Here is a 13274-nt window from a genome sequence, read left to right on the forward strand (position 1 = left end):
CCAAAGGCAAAAACAGTGGAAACGAGCAATACGGCATATTCCCGATCGGCAGCGACGTCTCAACGCGAGGAGGCCGTTACGTTCGATCAGGTCTACAACCGTCATTGGAAACCGTTGTACAGGACCGCTTTTCGTATCTTAAAAGATGAACAGGCCGCTGAAGACATCGTACAGGACACCTTCGTCCGCCTTTGGGAAAACTGGGATACTATCCTGCATATCAATATTAAAGGCTGGCTGTTCACCACCTCCTACCACCTGGTCCTCAAGAACCTGAAACAACTGCAGGCTAACGAAAGCCTTGAGCAGGCCAGCTTCCCCGAACCGCTTGCCGGCGAGGCGGATGAACCCATCAGGACGAGGCAACTACAGTTGCAGCTGGAAACCTGCGTGGACAATCTGCCCGAACAATGCCGCAGGGTATACACCATGAGCAAACGGGAAGAATTTTCCATCAAACGTATCGCCACGGAGCTGAATATTTCTCCCAAAACCGTGGAATACCACGTTACTACAGCCCTCAGGCGCATACGCCAGGGTATCGGCAGAGCAACCCTCTTCCTGCTGTTCTTTTATCTTTAAGCTATCTCCGGCTAAAAGTTATCATGTTGTGTTTTTTTAAAAAAAGTGACCCTGTCCACCAAGGGATACTCCCTGTTTTCGGATTGTATATATAGAGGGATGCATCATTTCTGTACAACATTGAAAGATGGACAACGAGATATTCAGGAAGCTATTACAGAAACATGCCGGCGGGCAAGCGCTCAGTCCCGGCGAAGAGGCGGCGCTCAGGCAGGCGTACGACCATCTCCTGGAGGAGGAAATTGCGGCGGCGGCTGAAGGTCCGTCGCCTGCTCCGGAGGAGCAACCTGGGGCTGACATACGTGAGAGGATCGACCAACACATAGCGGCCCGTCGTACAAAGCGTTTCCGTTTTTATTATATGAGGCGTGCAGCAGCGGCGCTTGTGGTCGGATTTATACTGTCGGCCGGTATATATTGGTTCCTGTGGGACAGGAAAGTCAGCAACGACCGGCTTGCACAGCAGGAGGAGGTCCTGCCCGGCGGGAACAAGGCCCGCCTCACATTGGCGGATGGCTCGGTTATTTCCCTTGGAGATGCCCAAAATGGCCTCATTGCCACGGAAAGCGGCGTACGCATAGAAAAAGATGCGAACGGTAATATCCGTTACCATACGGGCGAAAAACAGGAATCAATACTGCCGGCGGTGAACACTATTACTACACCCAATGGTGGTCAATACCGGGTAACCTTACCGGACGGTTCTGTCGCTATGCTCAATGCGGCATCCTCCCTGAGTTATCCCGTACGTTTTTCGGAAAAGGAACGCCGGGTAAAGATGACGGGCGAGGTTTATTTTGAAATCGAAAAAATGCGCCTGCCGGGCGGCAAAGGCAACGTCCCTTTTTTCGTGGAAACGGCAGGGCAGGAAGTACAGGTATTGGGGACACATTTTAATGTCAATGCTTACCGTGATGAAACGGCCATCAGGACAACACTGGTGGAGGGCAGCGTCAAAATAAAATCAAAAGACGGGCAATCAACCTTATTGAAGCCCGGTCAGCAGGCCGTTCTGGCAGAGCAACTGCACGTACAACAGGCAGACATCCAACAACAACTGGCGTGGGTAAACGGTGACTTCGTTTTCGGGGGTGAAACGCTCGAAAGCATACTGCACCAGGTGGAGCGCTGGTATGACATAGAAGCGGAATGTCCTGCGCATATCGGCAAGCTGCGCTTCAACGGCATGGTATCACGCTCACAGCCATTATCCGCTATCGTTAAAATGATACAGTCTACCCGAAAAGCAACAGTCACCATTAAAAAAAGGAGGTTGATCGTGACAGATTGATACAAATTATATAACGGATAAGCTGTCAATAAAATAGCCAAAGGTGGTGGAACACCTCTGGCCGGATCGTTAAAAGCTTATCGAGGACATTGCGACAACAATCATCTTCAATACGATTTAACACTAACAAAAGTATGAATTTTTCCCAATGCATGCGTGCTATGAAGATCACCATGTTATTACTTACCTGTTTCCTGATGCAGGTGAGTGCGCATACCTTCGCCCAGCGCATCAGCATGAACAGGCAGAACAGTACTATTCACGCTGTGCTGGAGGATATAAGAAAACAGGCGCAGTATGATTTTTTTTACGATATGCACCTGTTCAACCGGGCAAAGCCGGTCAGCATACAGGTGAAGGATGCTACCCTGGAACAGGTGCTCAGTATCCTTTTCAAGGGGTTGCCTTACAGCTACACCATTGACAATAAAATGGTGGTCATCACCGAAGCCGATGTGCCGGTAGCAGCGGTAAACACTTTACCCCTGGCGGTCCGCCGGCAGCCTGGCCGTATCGGCGGTAAAATACTGGACGACAGAGGGCAGCCGCTTCCCGGAGCAACGGTAAAAATTTTGCAGCGTAACCAGGCCGTACAAAGCGGCATAGACGGCAGCTACAGTTTCAGTATAGCGCCGGGCGTTTATACCGTAGAGGTGACCTATATCTCCTTCCAGACCAGGCGCATTACGCAGGTGGAAGTGAAAGAAGGGCAGTTGACCAGCCTGCACATTACTTTGGCGCCATCTACAAAAACGCTCGGCCAGGTGGTTGTTACCGGCAGTTATAAGAAAGAAAGTGTAGCAGGCTTATACGCCCGGCAGAAAAATGCCGCTTCCGTTACCGATGGCATCTCTTCCGAACAGATAGCCCGCACGCCGGATAATGACATGGGGCAGGTGCTGAAGCGTGTTACCGGGCTGACGACTGTCAACAACCGGAACGTGATTGTACGGGGTATGTCTGATCGCTACAACCAGGCGATGCTGGACGGCGTGGCGATTCCCAGTACTTCTCAGAACAGGCGTGACTTTTCCTTTGATATTATCCCTACAGAGATGGTAGGTTCCGTGGTGGTGAATAAAACAGCAACACCCGATGTTTCAGCAGAATTTTCTGGCGGCCAGGTCTCAGTGAATACTATCGATATTCCGGAGCGGAATTTTGCCACCATTCAATATGGTTTGGGCGGGAATTCGCAGACGACCGGCAAAGACTTCTACCGGCTGGGAAAACGGAATACCAGCGAATACTTCGGCTTTTTTGACAAATCATCCAAACTGCCGGAGGGTATCAAAACGTGGCTGTGGAATAACAGGGCGTCGCAGCTGGATGCCCCTCCTGGCTATAACCTGGCAGACCCCGAATTGAACGGTATGCCGCTCAACCCGATGGAGTTTGGCAATGACGTAAAATACAATGACCTTGACGCCATTGCTCAATCCAAAAAATTGAACAATGACGCTTTGAAGCCTTACAGGTATAAAGCTGCTCCCAATCAGCATATGCGTTTATCACTTGGACGTGTGTACGACCTGAAAAACGGGAGCCGCTTTGGTTTTGTCACTTCTGTCAACTTCAGGAATGAGCAAAACATCGTGCGTTTTAATAACCTGCGATCTTCGACCAAAGGGAATTACCTGGACAGTACCGGTATCGGTGACAAAGGCGCCGGTACATCTTATCGATTTAACAGCAACGCCGGCCTGGTAGCGAATATAGGGTGGCAGGGAAAGCGCGCTAAGCTTGTCCTGAAGAATATCTACGCGACTACCTACAGCGATAATTATAATGAGTCGGTCCAGAAACCTCATGACGATTCCGAGCCGGTAGCCAGCAAACTTATTTATCAGTTGCCCGAAGCCATGTCCCTGCAGCAGCATCAGTTGACCGGCGAATATCAGTTGCCCTGGCAGATTAAGGCCGAAGGCATGCTGACCGTTAATAAAATCAGGCAACAGATCCTGGATGAGCGTAAGCTCTCTTACCGGTTGACGACCGTTATCGGAGACGTGCCCTATTTTCAGACGCCTGGTTTAATGACCCATAGCGCAGCCTCCAATGGCAGCGCTTTCCAGGACTGGCGAATGTGGACGCGCATCGATGAAACGGACTACCATTGGAGCGCTGCATTTTCGCGCAAATTTGGTGAAAAGAAGGCCGTGTCCACACTGGTAAAATTCGGATATCAGGCCTGGTCAAAAAACAGATCGCTGGATCTATACAAAATGGCGCCCTGGACAAGGTCGTGGGCATCCGGTACAACCAACCAGAAAGCTCCTGCGATAGAAACAAGTTATGATCAGTTGTTGTCCCCCGAAAATATGGGCAATGGCGATGGTCAGGCCTATTATTATGCGGATGCGTTGGGAGGGCGGTTCTATGATGGTAAAATGATGTCGCACGCGCTATACCTGATGGCTGATCAGAAACTGGGGGACAGGCTCCGGTTGGTATATGGCGTCCGGGCGGAATATTTTGATTTAACCTCGAAACAGGAAGAGCTCTACAGAAGGGCCTACAAGGACGAGCCGGATCCGAATGATGTGCAGCGACACCGGTTTGGCGTTAAAGAAAATAATTGGCGTTTCCTGCCTTCGTTGAATGCGACCTACAGCCTGACGCCGGAGATCAATATCAGGGGAAGCTATTCGAAGACCGTCATACGACCGGATTTTCGGGAGATTGGTATGTTTGGGATGTATGATTTTGAATTAAACGGTTATGTCTACGGTGAACATGTTCAATCCACGTTGATCGACAATATGGACGTGCGGTTTGAATGGTATCCTTCGCCGGGTGAGATCCTTTCCCTGACAGGATACTATAAAAAGCTGGATAAGCCCATCGAGCTGGTGCATTCAGAAGCGTCCAATTATACTTTTGCCAATATGGAGAATGCCACCAATTTCGGGTTGGAGCTGGAGATCCGGAAGAATCTCACGTTCCTGTCCGGCAGGGAATGGGTGAAAAACTTATTTATCTATGCGAATGCAACGTTGCTCCAGTCTAAAGTGAATGTATTGAGTCACTGGCAATGGATCAATAACCCTGAGACACAGGAAGCCGAGCGTGTGCAGAGCCGCTACCCCAACCAGGACAGGCCATTGATCGGGCAGTCTCCCTGGTTGCTGAATCTGGGAATTGGCTATTGGGGCGACTATTTTGGTGCTACGGTAAGCTACAACCACCGTGGTCCCCGTACCAATTTAGCTAACGTGAATATGGCGAGAGTGGAATATGAGCTGGCGCCCAAACAATTGGATGCTCAGCTGTACGCCCGGTTTTTAAAGAAGAAGATGGAGGTGAAGCTGAACCTGACTAACCTGCTGAATGACTGGACGCGCTACTATATGAACATCCATGACTATGAACCGGATGATACCAGGTTCTTTATACTAAAGGCGGGCAGGTCGATCAAATACCGTAAGGAAGATGGTGACATCATCACCTATCGCAGAAAAGATGGCCAGCGATTCAGTATGAGCGTGAGCTACAGCTTTTAATTATTGTTAAATCATTTTTGAATGAAAAAATATACTAAACATATCATCGCTGCCATGGTATTGTTAACAGGGCTTTTTTCCTGCCGGAAAGCGGCCTATGTGAATCCGTTCGCAACGTTTGTTGATGTCTGGTTTGATGCAGATAAAACAGCCCTGCGAAACAACGGGGAAGGGGTATTTATTGCCGTCAGGTACAACGGTCACCCGATCGCATGGGATGTAGGCACAAAAAAGATCAAGGTGGTAGCCGGGGAGGGAAAATTTGAGTTCTATGATACCCGCAATGGAAAAGTAGTCGCTGAAAAAATGATCGATGTGAAAGCCGGTTCCAAAGAAACCTATACGTTATTCCAGCCTACGATGGATGCCCCTGTCGCTTTTGTCGACCCCGCCGGGCAGGACACGGTAAACGCTGCCCCGGCCGGGCACATCAAACTAAAAGTAGCCAATTATGCCAAAGACCTTATTCCCTTTGAGCATACGGATATTAAGGTGTCAGTAAGTTATTTTGATGCGGACTGGAACGAGGTGGTGACAGAAGTTGGCGTCATTAAAGATGTAAAAAACACCATCGACAAGGCTGGATACGCTGTCCTGCCGGACGGTCTGCCCAACCCTGCACCCGAATTTGGTTACAACTATGTATTCGAATTCATCAACAGTGATACCGGGCAGCCACTGCTTAACTACGGAGGGACCAATTATTCCAACCTGGCATTTTCTCCCCCGGGTATAAGCCCGTTGCCGGTGAAAAACGTATTTACCGTGTATTTGGTTTCTAATAAGACCTGGGGAGAAGCGCCGCCGTTTATAAAGAAGGGAGATGCTTTTTACGAGGTGGCGACGAGTGTGCTTTTTGCGAATTAGCATGCACGCCGATGGATAGTCTCCTTCTGCTGTTTAAAATATGATTTCTGTCGTACAAAGGCATGATACCGCTCATTTATTTCATAGAAAAAATGAGCTTTCTTTGAGAAAAGTTAAGAAATGTCTGATTATTTCGCCAGGTCCTCCAAATCAGAGGAGGTAACCGGTATCATTAAGCAACGGGCTTATCCTTTAACAGATAAGGGAAGCCTTGACCCTTTGTTTAAAAGGATTGGCGACGCACGGATTGTGATGCTCGGTGAAGCATCTCATGGAACACACGACTACTATAACTGGCGTAGTTATATTTCGAGACGGCTGATCGAAGAAAAAGGGTTCAATTTTATCGCAGTAGAAGGAGATTGGCCTGATTGTTACCGCCTTAACAGGTATATAAAAAATTATGCAGATGAAGGAAAGGGTGCATTCAAAGTGCTTCATTCCTTTAACCGGTGGCCAACCTGGATGTGGGCCAATTGGGAAGTTGTAGCATTGGCAGACTGGTTGCAACAATATAACCTGGCGTTGCCTTTAAACAAAAAGGCAGGATTCTACGGGCTGGATGTCTATAGCCTTTGGGAAAGTATGGAGAGTATTATGCAATACCTGGGGAAAAAAGATCCTCAGACGCTGAAAATTGCCGAAGAGGTATTTAAGTGTTTTGAACCTTATCGGTACCAGGAAGGTCAGTCATATGCAAGAGCAACGCAATTCGTACCGGAATCATGCGAAAATGAAGTAGTTCGTTTGCTGAAAGAGATCCGCGCTAAGCTTCCCTCTTATAATACAGATCACGAAAATGTATTTAATGCTGAACAAAATGCTTTGGTGATGGTAGACGCGGAAAGATATTACCGCGCAATGATTCATGGCGGAGCTCATGCCTGGAATATCCGTGATGATCATATGGCTCAGACCCTTGACCGGCTCCTGAAGTTTCATGGTGAAAAAGCCAAAGCCATTATATGGGCGCATAATACCCATGTGGGAGATGCACGGGCAACTAGTATGAGTTGGGAAGGAATGTTTAATATCGGGGAGCTGGCCAGGTTGAAATATGGTGACGATAAGGTCGTGTTAGTAGGTTTTGGTTCTTATAAAGGGGATGTAATCGCAGGTAGCAGTTGGGGAGCATCTATGCGAAAAATCGAAGTTCCGCCTGCTTTCGGAGGATCATGGGAACATTTGTTACATACTGCCAATAATGATAACAAGTTATTGATAATGAATGAATTTAATCAGGATGTCTTTTTGGAAAATCATTTTGGGCATCGGGCCATTGGCGTAGTTTATCATCCGCAATATGAACAATATGGAAATTATGTTCCTACCATACTCCCGTTACGGTATGATGCTTTTATTTACCTGGACGAAACTTCGGCTTTGCATCCTTTGCATATTCAACCGGACGGCCATCAGATGCCGGAAACATTTCCATTTGGAGTTTAATAGTGAAAGATATTGTAAGTGACATAAGTGTGCCTGGACGCGGTCCTTATGTGCGTTCTTTTGCCAGGTAATAAATTACTTCCTCATTTGTTACTTGTGCGAAGTCATCATAAAACGCCCCGACTCCCCGGAAAAGCGTTGGTATATGTAATATTATCAATTCATCAACCACTTTTGATAACATGGCGTAGGCATTTTGTGAAGCTACCGGAGCCGCCACTATTATTTTGGCTGGGTTTTCTTTTCGTAACATCTTGACTGTGGCCAATAGTGTATTTCCTGTGGCGATGCCATCATCTACAACGATGACTGTTTTTCCGTTGATCGGTTCTGGCTGGCGGTCGCCCAGGTACATATGATACATTTCCCGCAGGCGCTTGCGGATGCGCGTGGTAGCTTCATCGATATAGGCAGGGGAAACTTCTTTGTGCGATACAAGATAGCGGTCTGTCAGGCTAACAGCGCCAATCGCATATTCTTCATTGGCAGGATGGCCAATTTTTTTAGTAAGCACAAGACTGAGGGGGAGATGCAGATTTTTAGCAATTACATAGGCAATGGGGACTCCTCCGCGGGGTACCGCCAATACCAATCCTCCTGGTTGTTCTTTATATTTTTTTAGCAAAGGAGCTAATTGCTGAGCGGCTGTAATCCTGTTACTAAACATAATTTAACATTTAGTTGAGACGAGGTTATATATGTACCTGAAGATAGAGATTGAACCATATCGCGGCATCTTCAGCTACTTTATCCATAGCATTTCCTTCCTCGAATAAGTGGCCGGCACCTTCTATGATAAGTAGTTTTTTAGGTCCCTGCAGTCGTTCATAGGCGAAATGGTTATATGCTATCACATCATGATCAAGGCTGCCTACAATAAGCAGCGTGGGTGCTGTTATTGTTGATAGTATGTTAGCGGCAAGATCCGGTCTTCCACCCCGGCTGACGATTGCTCGGATTTGTGGTAAAGCGGAGGCGGCAGTTAGCGCGGCTGCCGCTCCGGTACTCGCACCAAAGTATCCTAATTGGCAATGATGGGCATGCGGCAAATTCTCCAGCCATTTTGTAACACTGATGAGCCTGTTACCAAGTAGTTGTATATTGAATCGCGTGTAATAATCTGCTGCCTCCTCTTCTTTTGTCAGCAAATCGAATAGTAATGTTCCAAAATTATATTCCCGCAATTTGGACGCCACCGTTTTGTTTCGCGGACTAAATCTGCTGCTGCCGCTTCCGTGACAAAAAATGATAATGGAGTTCGCCGTTTCAGGAATTACCAGCTCACCTTCCAACAATTTATTGTCTACCGGGATTTTTACTATTTCATTAAAACGGTCCATATTCAAATGTATCAAAGCGCCTCATTATTATAAATGACGGTCGTCAGAATTATAAATGACGGATGTCAGATAAATAATGATTTTTAGATCATAAATTCTTTCCCATCAGCGGCCACATCAAGTGTAAGACTATCATCAGCCAACCCGGAGATCTTCTTTTTTCCTGCTGTGGGATCTTTTACGAACCAGGATCCAAAATGTGTGAAGATCAGGTGTTTGGTATATTTTCTGAAGAAATCAACGAGATCGGGAACGCCTGTGTGACCAAACAGGCGGCCATCGCTGTTTTTTCTTACCATTCCGCCCCGCCTGAAATAGCTGGCTTCCGTTATTACAGCGTCCAATCCTGTCAGAAAGCGGTGGTATGATGAGGGAATGCTGATCATATCGCCTGTATAAAAGAGCCGGCAGTTCCCTTTTTCTATCAGATAGCCCTGCGATTTAACCCTGGTACTGTGAATGGTCGGAATAGGGGTTATCTTATAGCCGTTTTGAACAAAAGGATCAGATATTACACGAATGTTTGATTCCTGCCAGGGCTCCGGCGCAAAAACAAGCATCGGAAAATCAAAACTCGCTTTTTCATTAATAAAATAGGCATGATCAGGATGCAGATGGGTCAGCAGCACAAATGAGGGAGCATATGACAGGTATTCTTTCTCTCCCATGTCGCACAAGATTTGGCCGTCAACCATGATGCCGGAATGTTTTTGGTATGCCGGCTGGCTTACAGCGATCTCGCCTATGGCCCCTAATATTTTGATCCGCATAATGCATGCCCTATTGTTCTGCAAAGGTATCATTATCCCTATAAAGGGAAAGCTTGGTGAAGATTTTTACAACTATAAAATATTAGGTGCATGTAACCCGCCGTTTGCCTATCAGGTATTGTTAGCAGAAGACAAAATTGGTGCTATGCTTCCCTGTAATATAATTGTTCAGGAAAAAAAGCCAGGTACGATTGAAGTGTCAGCCATAAACCCAATCGTATCTATGAAGGCTGTACTAAATAAAGACTTACACAAGATCGCGGCGGAGATAAAAAAACAAATTGAAGCGTGTTTTGGAGCAGTTGTGATGGTTCGGAAAATCAATAACCCATTACTATTTTAAAAATAGCTAATTAAAGTCGGGCGAGGTGGACAATTATCGAACCCATTTTTACAATGTCTGGAGGCTTTGGGAGAGTTTGTAATCCATAGTGGAGGATTGACGCGACTGGGAATAACAGAGTAACCTGAATGTCAATATGTCGTTCAGGTTGTCACAGTATTCACAATTTGCGTCTAAGAGACAAACAAATTAGAAAAGCAAATATGAAAAAGTCATCTTTCGATTCAAAAACAGCCATTGTAATCGGCGGAACAAGCGGCATGGGCAAAGCCACAGCAAAGTTATTATTGGAGCATGGCGCTAAAGTGATTGTCATTAGTAAAAGCCAGGCGAGTGTTGATGCAGCACTAACCGAATTGAGTGCATTCGGCGAAGTTTCCGGAGTAAGACTTAATCTTACCTCAGACATAGAGGTGGCTAATTACATTTCTATACTTGAAAAAGATGGTCGATCAATTAACTATCTGGTTAATGCTTCCGGCATTTTTGCACCTAAACCATTCTTGGATAGCACCCGCGAGGATTATGACGCTCTCCTGGATATCAATCGTGGATTTTATTTTATTACGCAGGCAGTCGCAAAGAAAATGAAAACAAACGGTGGTGGTTCCATTGTTAACATTGGTTCATACTGGGCAGAACATGCGGTCAAAGGAATGCCTACATCAGCTTACTCAATGGCCAAAGCAGCTTTGCAGGCTTTTACACGACATGCGGCCATGGAGTTGTCGGATGATAAGATCCGCGTAAACGCTATCGCTCCGGGGATTGTTGAAACCGGTGTTTTAGACGAACTGATGGGGTCGGAAGAAGGTGTGAAAGAAGCCTATAAGGGATTTAACAGTATCCACCCGTTAGGCCGAAACGGCCAACCAAAGGATGTCGCTAATGCGATCGTGTTTTTATTGTCTGATGAAGCGGCATGGATTACAGGCACTGTCCTGGATATTGATGGCGGATTGGCTGCAGGCCGAAGTTAATTTTTATTGAATAACTTGTGGTTATTCTGAAATGTTTCACCGTAAATATTTGACATGCATCCATTTATCGAAAAGTACGATGAGAGCCAGGACATCATCACCGTGCAGCAGGCTTGTGAAGGCTCAAGACAAGCCATGGAAAAACTGGTTGGCCGTCACCAGCGGTTCATTTATAACGTTGCGCTCAAACTGGTAAAGGATGCTGATGATGCCGCTGATCTGACACAGGAGGTTCTCATTAAAATGGTCACCAGGCTTAGTTTATTCAATGGTAAAAGCAGTTTTCGCACTTGGTTGTATCGCATGGTCATGAATCATTTTATCAGTTGTAAGCGCAAAAAGGTAGAGAAGGAAGTGATTTCTTTTAATCAACTTGGCGTCTATATCGATGAAGTACGCGATGGTGACGATATGAGCGTAGAAGAACAGGAACAATATAGTGATTACATTACGGACGTGCGCAACAATTGTATATCCGGCATGTTGCTATGCCTGGACAGGCAGCAGCGGATTGTCTTCATACTTGGTGGTATATTTAACCTTAAATCATCCGTTGCATCTGTGTTACTTGATATTACGCCGGAGAATTTCAGAAAGCAATTGTCCCGGGCTAAGGCTGATCTTTTTCAATTTATGGACCATAAGTGTGGGTTAATAAATCCGGAAAATCCATGCCGTTGTTTTAAGAAAGCCAAGGGATTTATGAATGAAGGGAAAATAGATGCCAAAACCCAAACCTTCAAATCGGAATATCACCAATCTATTCTTTCCGTTTCGGGTGCTAAAAATAAGGAACTAGATGACCTTATGGAGTCCAAATACCTTCATTTCTTTACCAGTCAGGCCTATGCGGATACTAAAGTTGGAGATCAGCTTATAGAAGTGCTACTGCTTGACCCTCAAATTAAGCAGTTGTTTCATTTAAACTGAGAGCAGGTATCATAGATAGTTGGATCTTAAATAGATTATACCTTATGGCTCAACTGTGAAAACCAACGGTTGAGCCATAAGGTATTTCTTGAGCTTGTACTGTAAAATCGGGTAGTTTAAAATTAGAGAAAATAGGCAATTATTGATAACTTTAAAATGGAGGTAATTGCCATGAAAAAATCCAAATCGTTCAATGGTAGTTTCCGGAAGGAATGTCTGAAAGACATAAAAACGCCCCCAATCTCTGGTTTACCGTGTCCAGGATTGAACACAAGCTCAGGGATCTCAACTATCACTTTTCGAGACTAACTCTGGGGCATTTGAACAACAACCGCGGATTTAAGTGGATCTTTCTTAACAGGCAACGGCAACAACAAAGTAATGAACAGGAGTAGCTATAAAATAACCAGGCCAGACACTGAGATCCGGGGACTTGTAGATTACTTTTGGGAGGGTGAGGTGTGTCTTGATTCAACCCGCCAAACGAGTTTTGAATACCTCGCACCTGCATCAACGGCAGTAGATTTGATCTTTTTTAATAAGGGCTATTTCAAAGATAGCTTGTCTGAAAAGACAATTGCTCAAAATGGAATCATCTACGGTCAAAAAGCATCATTCAACAGGTACAGCACAACATCGAAACAAGCTACAATTTTTGGTATAAAGTTGAAGTCGTCTTTCGTGTTCCATATGCTGCGAGTCCCGGCTTCCGAAATCACCGGGCACCAAGTTGACTTACGTACCCTATTGGGCTGTAGCGGCGATAGATTGACAGAACTCATACTTTCTTCACATTCGATGGAGGAAAAAGCGGACACTTTTACACGCTTTTTGAAAGGGCAACAACGAGAAGTACAAACTAAATTTCGTGCGCTCGAAAAGTTAATTGCATCCGTTGATTTTCTGGCCGAACCCTCCGAAATTAGCAACCAATTGGGCTCCTTCTTTCTATCCCGAAGGCAATTTGAGCGAGACTTTAAAACCCTGACAGGGTTTTCAGTCAGGAAGTTTTCCAGGCTCAAAAGGTTTGAACTTTTCTTCCAGGCGATTCAATCCAATCAACTAACCTCAAGTTTTACTCAGGCGGCCTACCAGTTCGGCTACTACGATCAAGCACATCTTAATAGAGATTTTAAGGAGTTTACAGGAGTCTCGCCTAAAAGATACGCCGATACCTTCCTACGGTAAATTGTCGTTTCGATACAATTTTGCGCCGCCG

The 13274-nt window shown here is 45.9% G+C and carries 12 protein-coding genes; 9 read left to right on the forward strand and 3 right to left on the reverse strand.

The features are described from left to right. Positions 1-15: 15 nt before the first annotated feature. The 5 genes from HF324_RS10525 to HF324_RS10545 all read left to right on the forward strand — a co-directional run bounded on the left by HF324_RS10525 (position 16) and on the right by HF324_RS10545 (position 7692). Complete coding sequence (locus HF324_RS10525; protein ID WP_168802439.1) at positions 16-582, forward strand: RNA polymerase sigma-70 factor; 567 nt, start codon at positions 16-18, stop codon at positions 580-582. Positions 583-709: 127 nt separating this feature from the next. Further along, a complete protein-coding gene (locus HF324_RS10530) occupies positions 710-1873 on the forward strand; it encodes a FecR family protein (RefSeq protein WP_168859736.1) in 1164 nt (387 codons plus the stop codon). A 134-nt stretch (positions 1874-2007) separates the two neighbouring features. Beyond that, on the forward strand, positions 2008-5376 hold the full coding sequence (locus tag HF324_RS10535) for a TonB-dependent receptor (protein ID WP_168859737.1): 3369 nt from the start codon (positions 2008-2010) through the stop codon (positions 5374-5376). A 21-nt stretch (positions 5377-5397) separates the two neighbouring features. Next, complete coding sequence (locus HF324_RS10540; RefSeq protein ID WP_168859738.1) at positions 5398-6243, forward strand: hypothetical protein; 846 nt, start codon at positions 5398-5400, stop codon at positions 6241-6243. A 120-nt stretch (positions 6244-6363) separates the two neighbouring features. Then, complete coding sequence (locus tag HF324_RS10545; RefSeq protein ID WP_168859739.1) at positions 6364-7692, forward strand: erythromycin esterase family protein; 1329 nt, start codon at positions 6364-6366, stop codon at positions 7690-7692. A gap of 46 nt (positions 7693-7738) precedes the next feature. On the opposite strand, the gene HF324_RS10550 is transcribed toward HF324_RS10545, so the two are convergent. The 3 genes from HF324_RS10550 to HF324_RS10560 all read right to left on the reverse strand — a co-directional run bounded on the left by HF324_RS10550 (position 7739) and on the right by HF324_RS10560 (position 9700). Next, the gene (locus tag HF324_RS10550; protein ID WP_168802444.1) at positions 7739-8359 is read right to left on the reverse strand and encodes a phosphoribosyltransferase; all 621 of its coding nucleotides are present in this window, start codon (positions 8357-8359) and stop codon (positions 7739-7741) included. Positions 8360-8384: 25 nt separating this feature from the next. Then, on the reverse strand, positions 8385-9032 hold the full coding sequence (locus HF324_RS10555; protein ID WP_168859740.1) for a dienelactone hydrolase family protein: 648 nt from the start codon (positions 9030-9032) through the stop codon (positions 8385-8387). Positions 9033-9115: 83 nt separating this feature from the next. Then, the gene (locus HF324_RS10560; RefSeq protein WP_168802446.1) at positions 9116-9700 is read right to left on the reverse strand and encodes an MBL fold metallo-hydrolase; all 585 of its coding nucleotides are present in this window, start codon (positions 9698-9700) and stop codon (positions 9116-9118) included. Between HF324_RS10560 and HF324_RS10565 the strand changes: the two genes are divergently transcribed. The 4 genes from HF324_RS10565 to HF324_RS10580 all read left to right on the forward strand — a co-directional run bounded on the left by HF324_RS10565 (position 9699) and on the right by HF324_RS10580 (position 13243). Then, positions 9699-10145 carry a DUF302 domain-containing protein gene (locus HF324_RS10565; RefSeq protein ID WP_220101290.1) on the forward strand — a complete coding sequence of 149 codons (447 nt, stop codon included), beginning with the start codon at positions 9699-9701 and terminating at the stop codon, positions 10143-10145. The genes HF324_RS10560 and HF324_RS10565 overlap by 2 nt on opposite strands. A 203-nt stretch (positions 10146-10348) precedes the next feature. Next, the gene (locus HF324_RS10570) at positions 10349-11125 is read left to right on the forward strand and encodes an SDR family NAD(P)-dependent oxidoreductase (protein ID WP_168802447.1); all 777 of its coding nucleotides are present in this window, start codon (positions 10349-10351) and stop codon (positions 11123-11125) included. A 54-nt stretch (positions 11126-11179) separates the two neighbouring features. Beyond that, on the forward strand, positions 11180-12055 hold the full coding sequence (locus HF324_RS10575) for an RNA polymerase sigma factor (RefSeq protein ID WP_168802448.1): 876 nt from the start codon (positions 11180-11182) through the stop codon (positions 12053-12055). Between the two features lie 381 nt (positions 12056-12436). Further along, a complete protein-coding gene (locus tag HF324_RS10580) occupies positions 12437-13243 on the forward strand; it encodes a helix-turn-helix domain-containing protein (protein ID WP_168802449.1) in 807 nt (268 codons plus the stop codon). The last annotated feature ends 31 nt before the right edge of the window (positions 13244-13274 follow it).

It is taken from the genome of Chitinophaga oryzae (genome assembly GCF_012516375.2).
Classification (GTDB): domain Bacteria; phylum Bacteroidota; class Bacteroidia; order Chitinophagales; family Chitinophagaceae; genus Chitinophaga; species Chitinophaga oryzae.

Excerpts from the sequence above, each read along its gene's own strand:
- HF324_RS10550 (WP_168802444.1), bottom strand. The coding sequence starts at position 8,359 with ATGTTTAGTAACAGGATTACAGCCGCTCAGCAATTAGCTCCTTTGCTA.
- HF324_RS10555 (WP_168859740.1), bottom strand. The coding sequence starts at position 9,032 with ATGGACCGTTTTAATGAAATAGTAAAAATCCCGGTAGACAATAAATTG.
- HF324_RS10575 (WP_168802448.1), top strand. The coding sequence starts at position 11,180 with ATGCATCCATTTATCGAAAAGTACGATGAGAGCCAGGACATCATCACC.
- HF324_RS10540 (WP_168859738.1), top strand. The coding sequence starts at position 5,398 with ATGAAAAAATATACTAAACATATCATCGCTGCCATGGTATTGTTAACA.
- HF324_RS10560 (WP_168802446.1), bottom strand. The coding sequence starts at position 9,700 with ATGGGAGAGAAAGAATACCTGTCATATGCTCCCTCATTTGTGCTGCTG.
- HF324_RS10565 (WP_220101290.1), top strand. The coding sequence starts at position 9,699 with ATGTCGCACAAGATTTGGCCGTCAACCATGATGCCGGAATGTTTTTGG.
- HF324_RS10535 (WP_168859737.1), top strand. The coding sequence starts at position 2,008 with ATGAATTTTTCCCAATGCATGCGTGCTATGAAGATCACCATGTTATTA.
- HF324_RS10545 (WP_168859739.1), top strand. The coding sequence starts at position 6,364 with ATGTCTGATTATTTCGCCAGGTCCTCCAAATCAGAGGAGGTAACCGGT.
- HF324_RS10580 (WP_168802449.1), top strand. The coding sequence starts at position 12,437 with ATGAACAGGAGTAGCTATAAAATAACCAGGCCAGACACTGAGATCCGG.
- HF324_RS10530 (WP_168859736.1), top strand. The coding sequence starts at position 710 with ATGGACAACGAGATATTCAGGAAGCTATTACAGAAACATGCCGGCGGG.
- HF324_RS10570 (WP_168802447.1), top strand. The coding sequence starts at position 10,349 with ATGAAAAAGTCATCTTTCGATTCAAAAACAGCCATTGTAATCGGCGGA.